14 protein-coding genes are annotated in these 16,597 nt (G+C 45.0%); 1 reads left to right on the top strand and 13 read right to left on the bottom strand.

Annotated features, from left to right (window positions below):
- Nucleotides 1-200: 200 nt before the first annotated feature.
- The 8 genes from truB to proB form a co-directional block, all read right to left on the bottom strand.
- Nucleotides 201-1,079, bottom strand: coding sequence for a tRNA pseudouridine(55) synthase TruB (gene truB / locus FZ954_RS02525; RefSeq protein WP_148876783.1), 879 nt, complete (start codon nt 1,077-1,079; stop codon nt 201-203).
- A gap of 12 nt (nt 1,080-1,091) precedes the next feature.
- Nucleotides 1,092-2,363, bottom strand: coding sequence for a DUF2130 domain-containing protein (locus tag FZ954_RS02520; protein ID WP_048764578.1), 1,272 nt, complete (start codon nt 2,361-2,363; stop codon nt 1,092-1,094).
- A 93-nt stretch (nt 2,364-2,456) separates the two neighbouring features.
- Nucleotides 2,457-4,202: an ABC transporter ATP-binding protein gene (locus FZ954_RS02515; RefSeq protein ID WP_148876780.1), complete on the bottom strand. Its 1,746-nt coding sequence runs from the start codon at nt 4,200-4,202 to the stop codon at nt 2,457-2,459.
- Nucleotides 4,195-5,961, bottom strand: coding sequence for an ABC transporter ATP-binding protein (locus FZ954_RS02510; protein ID WP_148876777.1), 1,767 nt, complete (start codon nt 5,959-5,961; stop codon nt 4,195-4,197). The genes FZ954_RS02515 and FZ954_RS02510 overlap by 8 nt, the downstream gene beginning before the upstream one ends.
- A gap of 18 nt (nt 5,962-5,979) precedes the next feature.
- Entirely contained in the window at nt 5,980-6,591 is a 612-nt protein-coding gene (locus FZ954_RS02505; protein WP_148876774.1) for a TetR/AcrR family transcriptional regulator, read from the bottom strand.
- A gap of 324 nt (nt 6,592-6,915) precedes the next feature.
- Entirely contained in the window at nt 6,916-7,716 is an 801-nt protein-coding gene (gene proC, locus FZ954_RS02500; RefSeq protein ID WP_148876771.1) for a pyrroline-5-carboxylate reductase, read from the bottom strand.
- A 2-nt stretch (nt 7,717-7,718) separates the two neighbouring features.
- A complete protein-coding gene (locus FZ954_RS02495; RefSeq protein ID WP_148876767.1) occupies nt 7,719-8,981 on the bottom strand; it encodes a glutamate-5-semialdehyde dehydrogenase in 1,263 nt (420 codons plus the stop codon).
- 96 nt (nt 8,982-9,077) lie between these two features.
- On the bottom strand, nt 9,078-10,187 hold the full coding sequence (gene proB, locus FZ954_RS02490; RefSeq protein ID WP_148876764.1) for a glutamate 5-kinase: 1,110 nt from the start codon (nt 10,185-10,187) through the stop codon (nt 9,078-9,080).
- A gap of 137 nt (nt 10,188-10,324) precedes the next feature.
- On the opposite strand from proB, the gene FZ954_RS02485 reads away from it, so the two are divergent.
- Complete coding sequence (locus tag FZ954_RS02485) at nt 10,325-11,140, top strand: Cof-type HAD-IIB family hydrolase (RefSeq protein ID WP_148876760.1); 816 nt, start codon at nt 10,325-10,327, stop codon at nt 11,138-11,140.
- Nucleotides 11,141-11,255: 115 nt separating this feature from the next.
- On the opposite strand, the gene FZ954_RS02480 is transcribed toward FZ954_RS02485, so the two are convergent.
- The 5 genes from FZ954_RS02480 to FZ954_RS02455 form a co-directional block, all read right to left on the bottom strand.
- The gene (locus tag FZ954_RS02480; RefSeq protein ID WP_148876757.1) at nt 11,256-12,407 is read right to left on the bottom strand and encodes an iron-containing alcohol dehydrogenase; all 1,152 of its coding nucleotides are present in this window, start codon (nt 12,405-12,407) and stop codon (nt 11,256-11,258) included.
- Nucleotides 12,408-12,698: 291 nt separating this feature from the next.
- Entirely contained in the window at nt 12,699-13,769 is a 1,071-nt protein-coding gene (locus tag FZ954_RS02470) for an ABC transporter substrate-binding protein (protein WP_005590161.1), read from the bottom strand.
- Entirely contained in the window at nt 13,766-14,539 is a 774-nt protein-coding gene (locus FZ954_RS02465; protein WP_005590157.1) for an ABC transporter permease, read from the bottom strand. The genes FZ954_RS02470 and FZ954_RS02465 overlap by 4 nt, the downstream gene beginning before the upstream one ends.
- Nucleotides 14,536-15,342 (bottom strand): ABC transporter permease, encoded by an 807-nt coding sequence (locus FZ954_RS02460; protein ID WP_148876753.1) that lies wholly within the window; start codon nt 15,340-15,342, stop codon nt 14,536-14,538. The genes FZ954_RS02465 and FZ954_RS02460 overlap by 4 nt, the downstream gene beginning before the upstream one ends.
- A complete protein-coding gene (locus tag FZ954_RS02455) occupies nt 15,323-16,480 on the bottom strand; it encodes an ABC transporter ATP-binding protein (protein WP_005590153.1) in 1,158 nt (385 codons plus the stop codon). The genes FZ954_RS02460 and FZ954_RS02455 overlap by 20 nt, the downstream gene beginning before the upstream one ends.
- Nucleotides 16,481-16,597: the final 117 nt, after the last annotated feature.

Genomic DNA, 16,597 nt, shown 5'->3' with positions numbered 1-16,597 from the left:
TTTATTACTTAATCATTTTTAGCAAAACTGTCCAATTTTCGAGTATTACTATTTTAAAAATTCACAGTAAATTTTAGAAGCGATTCTGATCTATTCGGACAGTATATTTATACATTTTTTAGTTTATAGATTTGGTTAATTATTCTAGGCATAAAAAAATCCTGAAAATAAATTTCAGGACTCTGATATTTTCAATATGATTAAAGAAAAACTTTTTTAGGTTTATAAGATTCTTCCCTTTTTTCTAAGATGGCGATAAGCTTACCTTTATGAAAACCAGCCAAGATTGTTGCCGCATTTTCAATGAAAATAAAGCGACCAAAGCGGACTTCCTCTAACTGCTCTATCGTTAGTTCAATCTTGGGTAGATCACCTGTCCCCAACTCCAGAGGCTGAAGAAATGTAAAATCCTCCACTGCTACTCGCTCCGCTATTTCATCCAAGGTCAAAGCATCTTCTAAGCTCATACCTGCTGAAGAAGTCCTTGTCAACTGGGACATGTGACTGGCAAAGCCCAGCTTGGCTCCCAAATCAACAGACAGGGTTCGGACATAGGTCCCCTTGCTGCACTTGACTCGAAAACGAAAACGAGCTTGCTCATCTTCATAGGAAATCGGACTGGTACGCTCAAAACTATAGATGGTCACCTGCCGCTCGGGACGTTCCACTTCTTGACCTGCACGCGCATACTCATAAAGCTTGCGGCCATTGACCTTGACAGCAGAGTACATGGGCGGAATCTGGCGAATCTCACCAGTCATAGACTCCATCGCTTCATCGATAAGGGCTTCTTCTAAAAGCTCTGTCACTGGTGTCCGCTCAAGAATGTCTCCGCTGGCATCCTCTGTCGTCGTTGAGCAGCCCAGAGTAATCTCCCCCTCGTAGATCTTTCCTTCCTCCTGCATGAACTCGACCAAACGTGTCGCCTTGCCTACAGCAATCGGAAGTACCCCGACTACATCTGGATCCAAGGTGCCCCCGTGACCAATTTTCTTCGTTCCTAAAATCTTGCGTAGCTTAAAGACCGCGTCATGCGAAGTCATTCCCGCTTCTTTTCTTAAGTTGATAATTCCGTTCATTGTCTTGTTTTCTTACTTCTCCTTTAAAGCTTCAAACTTCGCTTTCATAGTAGGATTTTTGCGTGTCAATTTTTTGACAGAGACGTCGTCCAGTTTATTATTAGCCAAGCGCAGCTGGTTTTCAGAGGTCGTCAGGAATTTCTTGATTTCTTCCATCCGACGGATGGCCTTGTCAATCTCCTCGATGGCCTTGCCGAAATTGGTCGAAGCAGACTGATAGTTCTTGGCGAAAGCTACTTTAAAGGCATCCAAATCTTCCTCAAAATGAGTAATATCAATGTTCTGCTCCCGCACCAAGGCTAGTTCCTGCTTGTACTGGAGCGAGTTGAGGGCAGCATTACGCAAGAGGGTAATCATAGGCAGAAAGAACTGAGGTCGGATAACATACATCTTCTCATAGGCATAGGACACATCGACAATACCCGAATTGTAGAGCTCGCTGTCAGCCTCCAGAAGTGTCACCAGAATAGCATACTCACAGCCTTTCTCCCGCCGATCCTTATCCAGCTCTTTGAAAAAATGCTCGTTTTTCTTCTTGGTCGCCGTCTCGTCACCTTCATTTTTCATCTCAAACATGATGGAGAGGATTTCTACACCATTTTCATCCACCTCACGGTAAATGTAGTCGCCCTTGCTGCCTGTTCTGGCATCATTGTCCTTGCCAAACTCCGCTCGAGGAAACATGGCCATACGGTTCTTGTTAAACTCATACTCGCAGTGCTGTTCCAAACTCTCACCAATCATCTTAGTAGACTGCTTAGCTTTGAAATCCTTGTAGAATTCGATCGTTTCATCTTTCTGCCGCAGCTCTACTTCATAGCGTTCTTTGAGCGAGGTCTGAGCCAGCGCTGCTTCCTTTTCTTGCAAGACTAGCTGGTTCTTAACCTCGTCTCGCTCTTTTTCCAGCGCAGATAAGGTCTTTTGCAGTTGATTTTCATGCTCCAAACGCAGAGTTGTCAGCTGACTTTCCAATTGCTGAACTTCCTTGTCCTTCTCCTGCAATTGAAGACTAGCTGCCTGCTCCACCTCTTTCTTTGCCAATTCCTGCTGGGTCTCAAACTGAGCAATTTGATTTTGAAGATTGCTAATTTCCTGCTCTTTCTGCGATAGCAGAGCTTGTTGGGCATTCTGGGATTTTTGCTCTGCTAAAGCCAGCTCCTGCTCAATCCGAGCATGAATCTCCTTGTCAAACTCTGCTGTCCGAACCTGCGACAAAAGCTCACTGTACTGGCTCTCATTGACAGTAAAAACCTCCCCGCAGTTGGGGCATTTGATTTCGTTCATGGCTACCTCATTCAAGATTTTTCTCTACTTCATTATACCATTCTTCCCTTTAAATGAAAAACAGCAAGCCACTTGGCTTGCTGTTTCAATTTATCACTCCTCCATCTCAATCCGCCAGCTGGCAGCTGTTTTTCTTTCTTGGATAAATTTACTGTAAATGCCTTGTTTGGCCAGTAAGTCTTGGTGTTTGCCTTGCTCGACAATGCGGCCTTGATCCAGCACCAAAATCTGGTCTGCATGCTCAACCGTCTTGAGTCGGTGGGCAATCATGATAATGGTCTTATCGCGAGTCAGAGCCTGAATAGCCTGCATGAGGGCTTCTTCGTTTTCTGGATCAACATTGGCTGTTGCTTCATCCAGAATGATAATAGGCGCATCCTTGATAATAGCTCGCGCAATGGAAATGCGCTGACGCTCACCTCCAGAAAGACTGGCACCTCCTTCACCAATCTTGGTATCATAGCCATCAGGCAGTGAGAGAATAAAGTCATGACAGGCGGCTTTCTTGGCAGCCTCTATTACTTCTTCCTGACTGGCCTCCGGCTTGCCAAAACGAATGTTATTGGCAATGGTATCCTCAAAGAGATAGACGCTTTGAAAGACAAAGCTGAAATTACGAATCAGGCTGTCATAGCTGTATTCCCTAACATCATGCCCGTCTAGACTAATACTTCCCTGGTCCACATCCCAGAAGCGGGCAATGAGGTTGCAGAGCGTTGTTTTGCCTGATCCAGAAGGTCCGACCAGGGCAGTTGTCGTCTTTTCGGGAATGGTGAAGGAAACCTGGTCAATGATTTTCTTATTTCCATAAGAGAAGCTAACATCTCTCAGCTTAATCTGGCTGCTCTTAGGCTCAATATCCTGACCGCTGATGTCCATCGGCTGGATAGCCAAGACTTGATTGACCATATCAACCGACAAATCAACAATGCGCAGGAGAGAAGAGAAAGAGCCAACGCCGTCTAGATTTTCATAAATCATAAAACCACTGACAATCATCATAATGGTTACCAGCAGTTCCATACTGCCATTGAGATAAAAGTAGATAGAGAAAAGCCCCATAAAGAGACCGGTCAGCTTGGTCACCATACCCTGGAGGGCGATGTAAGGTGAGGTCACGAGTGTCATTTTGGTATCTAGCTGACTCTTGCCTTCAATAGCCTTGGACAGCTTCTTGGCAGAACGGTTGACCAGATTGTAGTTCTTAACTTCAGCAATACCTTGGCTGTACTCCAAAACAACGGCTACCAGGTCCATATCCGCCTGATACTTGTCATCAGAAACCTTGCCAACTTGCCAACGCATGAGAGTATTGGGCAGGAGAAAGAGGACGAGACCCACCAAGAGAACCAGTCCAACCCGCCAGTCATAGAGAAAGACCAAAATAGTGATGAGACCAGTCGTCAGAAAGCCCTGCACAGTCATCATAACCACTCGCGTAGCTACATCAGATAACCCTTCCAGCGTATTAGTCGTAACACTGGTAATCTTGCCCAAGCTATTTTGATTAAAGTAACCCATAGGCAGATAGCGCATGTGCTCGGCAATTTCAATCCGCTTCTGAGCACAGGTATGATAGCCTGCTTCCGTCTGCAACATGGTGATTTTCAGGGTGATCCAGACGTTTATCACTGTGGATACCAGCATGATGCCCAGAGCCAGCCAGAAAGTCTGCATAGAGAGATTCTTCTCAATCAGTCCCATAACGACTAGGCCGATTGCTGGAATACGCAGAGCGATGATAAAGGACTTGATGATGCCCAGATAAATAGATTGATAAAATTTCCTACGGTCCTCTGCCGTACAGAAATCAAAGAATTTCTTCAGTACATTAAGCATGAGTCACCCCTCCTTCCATCTCATCACTATCCCTAGTAGCTATATGGGCTTGCCACATGGAAGCATAAAGTGGACTGGCTGCCAGCAATTCTTCATGTCGTCCTCTAACTTCAATCCGACCATTATTGACCAGGACTATCTGGTCTGCACTCATAATCGTAGACAGCCTGTGAGCAATGACAATCAAGGTCCGTCCCTCGATTAGACGAGCTAGACTGGACTGAATCCGTGCTTCATTTTCCGGATCTGTATAAGCAGTCGCTTCATCCAAAATAAGAATCGGTGCATCCTTAAGCATGGCACGGGCGATGGCAATCCGCTGACGCTCCCCACCAGATAGATGACTGCCGCCAGAGCCTACTTGAGTTCCAAAGCCGTCTTCTAAGTTCATGATAAAGTCATAACAGCCGCAGCGACGAGCAATTTCGATGACCTCTTCGTCAGATGCTGCTGGATTTCCCATCCGGATATTTTCCATAATAGTCTCATCAAAGAGATAGTTATCCTGAGTCACGTAAGCAATCTGCCGACTGTAATAATCTAGCGGAAGTTGGCGAATGTCCAAGCCACCATAGGTAATCTGACCAGAACTGACATCCCAGAAAGAAGCTAGAAGTTTGGCAATTGTAGACTTACCTGAGCCTGATGGCCCAACTAAAGCATTGATACTGCCAGCCTTAATATCTAGCGAAATGTCGTGCAGTACTTCCTCTTCATCTGTATAGCCAAAGCTGACATCTGTCATGACCAGATCCCTTCCTTTTGGAAGTTCTTTCAGATCCTGAGGCCTTTTCAAATCAGGCTTTTCCAGAATATCAATGACTTGGCCAAAAATAGTTCCGATTTTCCGTAAATCGTCCATGTAACTAGCCACTAAAATCAGAGGAGTCAGAAGACTGAGCGAAAGAATAATCATCAGAATGAAATTTCCAGCAGTCAAGCTGCCTTGCAGATAGAAATAACAGCCAGCCGGTAGCAGAAAGAGCAAGCCTGATGGTAGAAAAGCAGTCACAATGCCCATCTCTAGATTGAACTTGCGCATCCACTCAATAAAGCAGTCTGCTCCTTCTCTAGCAGCTGTCACAAACTTATCGTATGAAAATTTTTCCTTGCCAAAGACCTTGATGACCTCAATCCCATTAATGTATTCCACCGCTGTATCATTGAGTTTTTTGGTCTTGACCAGAGTATTTTGATAGTCCGCTTCGCTATTGACAGCCATCCGCATATAGGCCAGCGCCACGATGGGAATAGTCAGGAGAGACAGCAAGGTCAGCCGCCAATCGATGACTAGCATGGCAAAGAGAACAATAATCGGACCAAAAATCCCAGCGGTAAACTCTGGAATCAGGTGAGCCAAGGTCGTTTCGGTCGCATCCACCCGCTCAACGATAATGTTTTTATAACTGCCTGATGACTGACTAAGCACTGTACCTAGAGGCAGCCTAGCCAGCTTGTCTGTCAGGCGGTGCCGCATTTCCGCTAAAATCTTAAAAGTAGCCGTATGCGACAGCATGGTGGAAATACCGTGGAATCCCCAGTAGCCAATCCAGGCCATACCCGCCCACGCTGATTGCTGCAGGTAAAAATCCCAGTTTTTATTGCCAGCCAAGAGTTTATTAATCATCCCGCCAATAAAGAAATAAGGCAGAAATCCTGAAATCACAGAGGCAAAGGCAAAGATCAGACTGAGCACAAAATATATCTTATGAAGGGAAACAAAGTCCCAGATCCAAGCAAGAACAGATTTTTTCTTCATAGAATTTCCTTCTTTCTATCAAAAACCTAGCAAACCTCCCCAGTCAAACAAGTCCATGATGGAATGGCAAAATTCCAGCGCCTGCTCTTGGGGCCAGTCTTGAGCCAAGGGCTCAAATACAGCTGTGTAATAAGCTGTCATGCACGATCGCAGAAACTCGTGTTTGACCAAATGATTGATTTTTCCCTCTTTGTAAGCCAGCTCCAAATAGCGATAAGTCTCGTCTGCAGCCAAATGAGGCAGACGCATCCTGAAGTCCGCTTGCGAAGAACCCTGAGATTTAAAGAGCAAGAGCTGCATAATATCCTTATGCTCATAGAGAATCCGCATCAGAGACTGGAGATCCTCTAAGCGATGTGCCCACATGTCAGATAGGTGTCCCTCTTCTAGGAAAGCATAGTCACGTCGCTTCTGCTCTTGTCCATACTGGTCTAAGGCTATCAGAGTAGGCTCAAGCAGGGCAGTAAAGAGACTGTCCTTACTCTCATATCGCTTATAAAGAGCCCCAGTCGTCAAGCCAGCCGCGCGACAAATTCTCCGCAGTGAAGCATCCTGATAGCCATAAGCCAAGAACTCACTCCTCGCGCTTTCCAAGATTTTTTCGTTTAACTCATCTGTTTCTTTTTTCATGCTTTCAACTCGATAACACTGTTATCACCTTTCTTCTTTTATTATAAATTCTGACAATTTAACTGTCAAGGAAAAACAAAAGAAAAATGGGATAAGCTGTTGATTTTAACATCCACTTCTTCTTAGAGCAAAGTATCCATACATGCCATCCACAGGTTTACTTTCACTCGACCTAGCATGGATAGCTTTTTGAAAAACAAAAGGCACTCGTGCGGACTTTAAACAATCCATCTACGAGTGTCTCTCTGCATTACTTATATGATGATGTATCATATCGCTTTACGATTCTATTTTTTCTTCAAAAAAGGCAAAATGACAATTATTCTACTTACCAAGTTCTTGTGTCCTTTGATAGGCAGCTTGAACGGCAGCCATGACCGTTCCTCGAAAGGCATTTTCTTCCAGACTGGCTACCCCAGCGATGGTCGAACCAGCTGGACTGCAGACTTGATCTTTGAGCTGGGCCGGATGTTGGCCACTGATCTGCCTTAGTTTAGCAGCGCCTAGAAGGGTTTGATTGGCCAGTTCAAGCGATATGTCGCGACTAAGTCCAGCTCGGACACCTGCATCCGCTAAAGCTTCTATAAAGAGATAAACGAAGGCTGGTCCACAGCCAGCAAGAGCTGTCGCCGCATCCAACTGCTTTTCCTCTAGTTTGACCAAAAGGCCAGCCGAAGACAGAAGCTCACGCAACAAATCTTCGTCTACTTGATTCGCCTGCTGGGATAAGGCATAAGTAATAACCCCCTCGCCAACAGCTACCGGTGTATTAGGCATAATCCGAATCCAACGATGGTGGCTAGGTGTCAATTTTTCTAATAGCTCCAAGCTCAGACCAGCAGCCATCGAAACTAGGATAAGAGAATCCCGTTCTTCTAGAACTTCGTGATATTCAGCCAGCAAGTCAGCAAATTGAGCTGGTTTGATCCCCAGAAAAATCACTTCTGCCTGAGCAAAAATCTCTTCATTACTGACCGGCTGCCCACCAACTTCCGCAGCAATCTTTTCAGCCTTGTCACGACTGCGATTAGCCAGTAGCAATTCGCTTCTATATCTTTCATCTTGGGCAACTAGGCGAGCGAGACTCCCCCCCATATTTCCCAAACCGATAAATCCAATTTTCATCTTTATTTCCTCACTTGACCATCCCCTTGAATGACATACTTATAGCTGGTCAACTCTTTCAGTCCCATAGGACCTCTGGCGTGCAGTTTCTGAGTAGAAATCCCCATTTCGCAGCCGAGTCCAAATTGACCACCGTCTGTAAAGCGGGTTGAGGCATTGACATAAACGGCCGCACTATCGACCTGCTCTGAGAAGTAAGTTGACGCTGCATCGTTCTCCGTCACAATAGCATCCGAGTGGTGGGTGCTGTGAGCTTCAATATGCTCCACCGCTTCTTCCAGCGAGGAAACCAGCTTGACCGCTAAGATATAGTCCAAAAATTCGGTATCAAAATCTTCTGGTTTAGCTTGCGAGCCCGAGATATACTGAGCCGCTTTCTCATCCAAACGTAATTCAACTGAATTTTCTTGCGCAGCATCTCGATCTGTCACCAACATCTTCTGCAAACGTGGTAAAAATGCTGCTGCAATCGCTTCATGAACCAGCAGTACCTCCATGGCATTGCAGACAGAAGGGCGACTGGTCTTGGCATTCTCAATAATCGCCAAAGCCTTGTCCTGATCAGCATCCTTATCTACATAGACATGGACAATTCCAGTACCTGTCTCAATAACCGGCACAGTCGCATTTTCCACGACTGCCTGAATCAATCCCGCGCCACCACGAGGAATGAGCAAATCCAGATAGCCCTTGGCCTTCATCATAGCCTGGGCGGAAGCCCGACTGGTATCAGAAACCAACTGGATACAATCCGGCGAAATCTTGGTCTGAGTCAAGCCTTTTTTCAGAGCTGTGACAATAGCTAGCGCTGTCTGATAGGCATCCTTGCCACTTCTGAGAACGACAGCACTGCCACTCTTTAGCGCCAGAGCCGCAGCGTCTGAAGTGACATTAGGCCGGCTTTCATAGATAATCCCAATCACGCCCATAGCCACCCGCTTTTTACTGATGACAAGGCCGTTATCAAGCTCAGTCTTTTCCAAGACTTGCCCCACAGGATCCTCCAAGTCAATCAGCTGACGAATGCCCTCTGCCATGCCAGCAATGCGATCCTCATCCAGATAGAGGCGGTCCAGCATGACATCTGAAATCTTACCTTTAGCAGCGTTCATATCCAATTCATTGGCTGCTAAAATGTCCGCACGAGAGAGCCAGAGCTGCTTTGCCATTTCTTCCAAAGCATGGTTTTTCTCAGCAGTTGTAGCTGTGTTGATTGATTTTTTTGACTTTTTTACAATTTCAAATAATTCTTGTGTTGAGGTCATAGCGCCTCCTTTCGTAAGATACAATAATTTCTTTTTACAATTGATAGAGATCTTGGAGAGTTCGGGTAAAGGAAATAAGTAAGCCCCTATTTCCTCTTAAAATTCAGAAAAGAGCAATTGGAGCTCTGGAGTAATAGAAATCCAATCGTCACGATGAATCACGACTCCCTTTGGCTTGCTAGAACGCAGCATATCCTTGAGGGCAGATTTACCAAATCGCACGCGCCCCTTTCCTAAAATCGCACCAGTCTCTTCTTCGTACACCGTCACCGTATCCTGGTAGGAAAAATGCCCCTCTAAATTAACAATTCCTGATGCCAGAAGGCTTTTACCATCGTAGTGCAGAGCCTGTGCCGCTCCCTGATCTACATAGATAGCGCCTTGACTCTTGGCATAGAAGGCTAGCCACTGCTTTTGCGTCTTCAAGCCCTTATCCTGCGCTGAGAAAAGGCTCCCGTCTCGAGTCTGGCTCGCCGCCTCCAATAAAGCATTGCTTTTAAGCGACGAACAAATATAAACTGGTACACCAGACATGGTCGCCAAAGTTGCTGCTTTGATCTTAGTCAGCATGCCACCAGTGCCATTGCTGGAGCCTGCCCCGCCTGCCATGTCAATCAAATCGCTAGAGATTGTCTCAATTCTTTCAAGACGTTGGGCGGTTGGATCTGAAGCTGGGTTAGCAGTGTAAAGCCCATCAACATCTGTCAAAAGTACCAAAAGATCCGCCTGAACCATGGCTGCCACCTGAGCACTGAGCGTATCATTGTCTCCCACCTTTAGCTCCTCGATAGAAACTGTGTCATTTTCATTGATAATGGGAATGGCACCCCGATTAAGGAGGACTGACAGAGCTTGGTGGGCATTTTTGTAACGTCGCTTATCCGCAAAATCATCCTGCGTCAGCAAGATCTGGGCGGACACAATCTTCTTCAGAAGCAGATTGGTGGTGTACTCCTCTAGGAGAAGGCCCTGACCAACAGCTGCCGAAGCCTGTTTATCGGCTACTTTGGTTGGGCGTTTTTTAAAGCCCAGAGAAGAAAAACCTGCCGCAATGGCTCCAGACGATACCAAAATCAACTCGTGCCCTGCTTCATGCAAGACCGATAATTGATGCGTGATTTCCCGCACCTTTGCCCGCGACAAGCTGCCGTCAGGATTTGTCAATGAGCTCGTTCCAACTTTAAATACAATACGCTTTGCTTTCATAGCTTCTCTTTTCCTTACTAGATTTTCTTATTATACCATAAGGACAGGAAAATTAAAAAAACAATCTTCCCCCATTTCTGATCTCCTAGCAATAGAAAATATGCTATAATATTCACAAATACTATTGGAGAAAGACTATGATTAAACTAATTGCCCTTGATATGGACGGAACCTTGCTGACTGAGGAAAAAAAGATTCCTCAAGCTCATATTGATGCTATCCACCAGACTATCCAAGCTGGAGTCAAGCTAGTTCTCTGTACAGGCAGACCGCTCGTGGGGGTCAAGCCTTACTTTCAGGAGCTAGGCTTGGAGAATGAAAATGAATATGTCATCGTAGACAATGGCTGCGCTATCCATCAGACTAGCGATTGGCAGGTCGTTGACTGGCAAGAATTAAAGCCCGATGACATTCGCTACCTTTACAGTTTGGCCGAGCAGAGCCAAGTACAGTTGACCTTGTTTGATGAAGAGCATTACTTCGTCGTAGGAGAGAAAGCCAGCAAAATTGTGACAGATGATGCGGCTCTTGTCTTTACGACTCCTACTGAAATCAGCCTTGAAGAAGCTTGCAGCGGCCAGCATCGAATGTTTCAAGCTATGTTTCTAGGAAATCCTGAGCAGGTGGATGATTTTGAGACCAAGTTCGCTCAAGAACTCTGCCAACGATTCAGTGGCGTCCGTTCCCAGCCTGTCATCTACGAGGCGATGCCAAAAGGTGTCACCAAAGCCTTTGCCCTAGAGCGGCTGTCACAACGTCTAGAGATCAAACCTGAGGAAATCATGGCACTGGGCGATGCTAATAACGATATTGAAATGCTGCAGTTTGCTGGCTTGGGCGTTGCCATGGGAAATGCTAGCCAGCATGTCAAAGACTTGGCCGACTATGTAACAGAGAGCAATGAAGAAAATGGCGTCGCCACAGCTATTGCTAAGTTTATTTTAGAGCACTAATCCTGTACGACCATCCCATTTCCATAAATTAAAAAGACAGTTGTAGGAGAGAGAGCAACTGTCTTTTTTTGATATAAATCAACTAAGTTTAGAGGGAGAGCCTTTCTCCTTTGGCTTAAAACAATTCTTTATATAAAGCAATGGTTTCTTCCAAAGTCGGCATGAAAGGATTGCCAGGTGCGCAAGCATCAATCAAGGCATTCTTAGAAAGGTATTCAAAGTCAAAGTCCTTTTCTTCAATACCAAGCTCGGTCAATTTCTTAGGAATACCGACCGTTTCGGACAAGGTTTCGATTTCCGAAATGGCATATGCTGCACATTCTTCATCAGTCTTGCCTTCGGTATGCAAGCCTAAAGCTCTAGCTACATTTCTAAAGGCTGCTGGTACACGTTTGGCATTTTCACGCTCAACTACTGGTAGGAGCATAGCGCAGCAAACGCCATGAGGTAGATGATAGACCGCACCAAGCTGGTGAGCCATAGAATGCACGTAGCCCAGACCTGCATTGTTAAAGGACATGCCCCCAAGGAAAATAGCATTGACCATAGCTTCACGCGCTTCTATATCATGACCATTAGCAACTGCTCGCGGTAAATATTCCTTAATCAACTCAATGGCGCCAATAGACAACTTCTTGGTCACGCCATAAGCGCCAGGAGTTACCAAGGCCTCAACAGCATGGGTCAAAGCATCCATCCCAGTCGCTGCTGTTAAATTAGCTGGTTTGGAAACCATGAGCTCTGGGTCATTGACAGAGATGAGAGCCAAGCTATTTTTATCAACCATCACCATCTTAACCTTACGTTCTTCATCCGTGATAACATAGTTGATAGTGATTTCAGCAGAAGTCCCTGCCGTGGTGTTGATGGCTACAACTGACAGACCCTTTTCTTTAGACTTGTGGAGCCCTTCATAATCTTGCGGCTTACCACCATTTGTCGCCATGATGGAAATACAGCTAGCAGCATCCTGAGGTGAGCCACCGCCGACACTGATGATAAAATCACAGTCATTTTCCTGAAGAGTAGCTAAGCCATCGTAGACATTCTTACAAGATGGATTTGGGTCTACATCTTCAAAAACCACATATTCAATGCCTTCTGCTTCTAGCGGCTTGACGACTTTTGGTAAAATGTCACTGGATGCAATGTAGTGGTCTGTAACGATGAGAGCTTTCTTAAAGCCCAGCTCTTTGACATGACCGCCAAATTCATTGATGACACCCTTACCAATCAAATTGACTGATGGAACGTAGAAAACTGACATAATGATTTCCTCCTTAATTGAGCACAAGGCTCTATTGCATATGTTAATATAATTTTACTACTTTCTCTACTGCTTTTCAAATAATTATACAAGTCAAAATAGAAAAAAGAGAGTGGGACAGAAATCGGTAATTCGTTAGAATTCGATTTCGTCGTCCCACCTCCGCACAGTTGAGTAGGGTTGTAAAAGCTGATGAAATCAGCGTAGTAGAGCCCACTCAACCCCTGCGCCTTGCTCGACAATCCAAAGACAATTGAGAGGCTAGGACTTTTGTCCCAGCCTCTTCTTTGGCTACTTGCGATACATTTTGACTTGAAGATAGAGGTCGTTGTAGGTTCCAAGCCATTTTGGACCTAATTGCTGATAGACTTCCAGATGCTTCATGGTTTCTTCGGTTGGATAGAAAGCCTCGTCTTCCTGCACTTCTTCTGGCAGCATAGCCTTGGCAGGAAGGTTTGGCGTTGAGTAGCCAACATAAAGGGCATTTTTATAAGCATTTTCTGGTCTCAGCATGAAATTAATAAACTGATAGGCAGCTTTTTTATTTTTGACCGTCTTTGGAATAACGATATTGTCAAACCAAAGGTTGCTGGCTTCTGTCGGAACGACATAGCGCAGATCTTCATTGGCTTCCAGCATTTGACGAGCTTCACCAGAGAAGGTAACACCGATAGCCGCGTTATTCTGAATCATGTAGCCCTTCATCTCATCAGCAACGATGGCTTTGATATTGGGCGTCAGAGTGTAAAGTTTATCGACAGCCTCCTGCAGCTGGTCAGCATCTTTGGAGTTAAGACTATGACCATTCGAGTTTAGACCAATCCCCATGACTTCACGGGCTCCGTCAATCATCATGATGGAGTTTCTGTATTCTGGCTTCCAGAGATCGTTCCAATGCTCAGGTGCGTGCTCGACCATTTTAGTATTGTAAACAATTCCCAGCGTTCCCCAGAAATAAGGAATGGAATACTGGTTTCCTGGATCAAATGGCTGATCCAAAAAGTCTGAACCAATATTTTCCAAGCCTTTGATCTGGCTATGGTCCAATTTCTCCACCAAGTTTTCCTTCATCATTTTGGCAATCATGTACTCACTTGGGATTGCGATATCGTAGGTTGTACCACCTTGCTTAATTTTTGTGTACATGGCTTCGTTAGAGTCGAAGGTTTCGTACTGCACCTGCACGCCTGTTTCCTTGGTAAACTCAGTCAGTAATTCCGGATCAATGTAATCTCCCCAGTTATAGACAACCAATTTATCACTGCCCTTGCTATTGGCTTTACTCTCAATCCGATAGCTAATTCCCCACAAGATCAGGATAATCGCAAGAATCCCTGCTAGAAACGAATAGAGTTTTTTCATGCTGCTTCCTCCTTCTCACGCGTGATAAAGTAATAGCCAATGACTAAAACGATACTAAAGAGAAAGACCAGAGCAGACAGGGCATTGATTTCCAAGGAAATTCCTTGCCGTGCACGGGAATAAATTTCTACGGAAAGAGTCGAGAAGCCATTTCCTGTTACAAAGAAGGTCACAGCAAAGTCATCTAGTGAGTAGGTGAAAGCCATAAAATAACCGGCAATGATCGCTGGTGTCAGATAAGGCAGCATGATTTCCTTGAGCATCTGTACTTGACTGGCTCCCAAGTCATAAGCAGCCTTAATCATGTCGTCATTCATTTCTTTCAGCCTTGGCAAAATCATCAGCACAACGATGGGAATTGAAAAAGCAACGTGGCTGGCCAAAACGGACACAAAGCCCAGCTGGAATTTAGCCGTGGTAAAGAGAATCAGGAAGCTAGCCCCAATCATAACGTCAGGCGCCACCATCAAAATATTATTGATGGATAAGAAAGCATCCTGATATTTTTTGCGGGCTTGGTAAATATAAATCGCACCGAAAGTTCCGATAATCGTGGCAATGAGGGAAGAAAGAAAGGCTAAGAAGAAGGTCTGCGCCAAAATCAAAATCAAGCGCGAATCTTCAAACAGCTTTTGAAAATGAACCAGATCAAAGCCCGTAAATTTGTTCATGTCATCACCAGCATTGAAAGCATAGGCAATCAAGTAAAAGATCGGAAGATAAAGGATTAGAAACACAATCGCTAAATAGAGATTAGCAAATTTTTTCATCGTTCTCTCCTTTCCTTGGTTGCCCACATGGTAAAGAGCATGGCAATAATCAGAACCACTCCGATGGTTGAGCCCATTCCCCAGTTTTGCGTTGTCAAGAAATGCTGTTCAATGGCTGTTCCCAGCGTAATAACACGGTTCCCACCGATCAAACGCGTCAGCATGAAGAGGCTGAGACTGGGAATGAAGATGGACTGCACGCCACTTCTCACACCATTCATTGAAAGCGGAAAGACGATATTGCGGAAAGTCTGCCAACGATTGGCACCCAAGTCATAGCTGGCATTGATAAGGTTGGGATCCAAATCATCCAAGACGTTGAAAATCGGTAGAATCATAAAGGGCAGCTCAATGTAGCTAGCAACAAAAATAAAAGAAAAATCAGTGAAAAGAATCTGCTTGGGACCGATACCGATAAAGGTCAAAAATTCATTTACCGAGCCGTTTTGCCCAAAAATACCGATAAAGGCATAGGCCTTAAGCAAAAGATTGATCCAAGTCGGCAGGACAATTAGCATCAGCCAAAGCTGGCGATGCTTGAGCTGGGTCAAAAAATAAGCAGTCGGATAAGAAATGAGCAAGGTCACCAAGGTGATGATGCCTGCGTAAAATACCGAGTTAAAGCTCATTTTCAGATAGGTCAAATTCTGCGACGTGAAATAAATCCGATAGTTTTCCAGCGTGAACTGCCCTTCGATATTAAAGAATGATTTCCAGACAATCATTATCACTGGAGCTAGGACAAAAAGCAGAATCCAAAGAAAATATGGAAGCATAAAAAGGTTAGAGGTTGTTTTCTTCATCTCTTTCCTCCTCAATGGCATTGATCAGCCCTGCTTCTTGCTCTTCGATTTCTACGTATTCTTCAATCCGAGCATCGAATTCTTCTTCGGTTTCATTGAGGCGCATGATATGGATATCCTCTGGCTCAAAGTCCAGACCGATTTCTTCTCCGACGATGGCCTTGCGGGTCGAGTGGATCATCCATTCATTACCAAGCTCATCGTAGGCGATAATTTCATAATGAACCCCGCGGAAAAGCTGGGTATCCACTTTAACCTGCAGTTTTCCTTCTTCAGGCAAGGTAATGCGCAAATCTTCTGGACGAATCACTACTTCAACGGATTCGTTTGGTCGCATTCCTCCGTCAACTGCTTCAAAACGCTTACCATTGAACTCGACCAAGTAGTCTTCGATCATCTTACCTGGCAAGATATTAGATTCTCCGATAAAGGTCGCAACAAAGTGGTTAATCGGCTCATCATAGATATCCACTGGCGTTCCTGACTGGACAATCTCCCCTTCATTCATGACAAAAATCCAGTCACTCATAGCTAGGGCTTCTTCCTGGTCGTGGGTAACAAAGACAAAAGTGATCCCAAGGCGCTGTTGGAGTTCACGGAGCTCATATTGCATATCCGTCCGCAACTTCAAATCCAGCGCAGAAAGTGGCTCATCTAGTAGGACAACCCGTGGCCGATTGATGATAGCACGGGCAATGGCTACCCGCTGACGTTGACCACCTGAAAGTTTCCGAATAGAGCGACGTTCATAGCCTTCCAGCTGAACCATCTTCAAAACTTCAGCAACCCGCTCTTCAATTTCTTTTTTGTCCACCTTCCGCAAACGCAACGGAAAGGCTACATTCTCAAAGACATTCATATGCGGGAAAAGGGCATAAGACTGAAATACGGTGTGAACATCCCGTTTATTGGTAGGAATGTCATTGATGCGGACACCATCCAAAAAGATGTCTCCCGTAGTCGCATCCAAAAGTCCTGCAATAATATTAAGGATGGTTGACTTCCCAGAGCCAGAAGCCCCTAGAAGCGTATAAAATTTTCCTTCTTCTAATTCAAAGTTGATATCTTTGAGAACGACGGTGTTACTGTCTTCAAAAACCTTCGAAACGTTTTTGAACTCAATAATTGGTTTTTTCAATTGGCATAAATTCCTTCTTTTCCATGTATTAACAGATTTTTGGCTCTGTCAGACCAAAAAAACCTCTCGAGGGCTACTATGGCCCTGCATACTTGCGATATCGATAGGCTTTCACCC

Source organism: Streptococcus sp. Marseille-P7375 (genome assembly GCF_902460365.1).
Lineage (GTDB): Bacteria > Bacillota > Bacilli > Lactobacillales > Streptococcaceae > Streptococcus > Streptococcus cristatus_I.
This window is presented reverse-complemented; position numbering and strand designations above follow the sequence as displayed.

Excerpts from the sequence above, each read along its gene's own strand:
- FZ954_RS02520 (WP_048764578.1), bottom strand. The coding sequence starts at position 2,363 with ATGAACGAAATCAAATGCCCCAACTGCGGGGAGGTTTTTACTGTCAAT.
- FZ954_RS02470 (WP_005590161.1), bottom strand. The coding sequence starts at position 13,769 with ATGAAAAAACTCTATTCGTTTCTAGCAGGGATTCTTGCGATTATCCTG.
- FZ954_RS02485 (WP_148876760.1), top strand. The coding sequence starts at position 10,325 with ATGATTAAACTAATTGCCCTTGATATGGACGGAACCTTGCTGACTGAG.
- FZ954_RS02465 (WP_005590157.1), bottom strand. The coding sequence starts at position 14,539 with ATGAAAAAATTTGCTAATCTCTATTTAGCGATTGTGTTTCTAATCCTT.
- FZ954_RS02505 (WP_148876774.1), bottom strand. The coding sequence starts at position 6,591 with ATGAAAAAAGAAACAGATGAGTTAAACGAAAAAATCTTGGAAAGCGCG.
- FZ954_RS02515 (WP_148876780.1), bottom strand. The coding sequence starts at position 4,202 with ATGCTTAATGTACTGAAGAAATTCTTTGATTTCTGTACGGCAGAGGAC.
- FZ954_RS02480 (WP_148876757.1), bottom strand. The coding sequence starts at position 12,407 with ATGTCAGTTTTCTACGTTCCATCAGTCAATTTGATTGGTAAGGGTGTC.
- FZ954_RS02510 (WP_148876777.1), bottom strand. The coding sequence starts at position 5,961 with ATGAAGAAAAAATCTGTTCTTGCTTGGATCTGGGACTTTGTTTCCCTT.
- FZ954_RS02460 (WP_148876753.1), bottom strand. The coding sequence starts at position 15,342 with ATGAAGAAAACAACCTCTAACCTTTTTATGCTTCCATATTTTCTTTGG.
- FZ954_RS02495 (WP_148876767.1), bottom strand. The coding sequence starts at position 8,981 with ATGACCTCAACACAAGAATTATTTGAAATTGTAAAAAAGTCAAAAAAA.
- truB (WP_148876783.1), bottom strand. The coding sequence starts at position 1,079 with ATGAACGGAATTATCAACTTAAGAAAAGAAGCGGGAATGACTTCGCAT.
- proC (WP_148876771.1), bottom strand. The coding sequence starts at position 7,716 with ATGAAAATTGGATTTATCGGTTTGGGAAATATGGGGGGGAGTCTCGCT.
- proB (WP_148876764.1), bottom strand. The coding sequence starts at position 10,187 with ATGAAAGCAAAGCGTATTGTATTTAAAGTTGGAACGAGCTCATTGACA.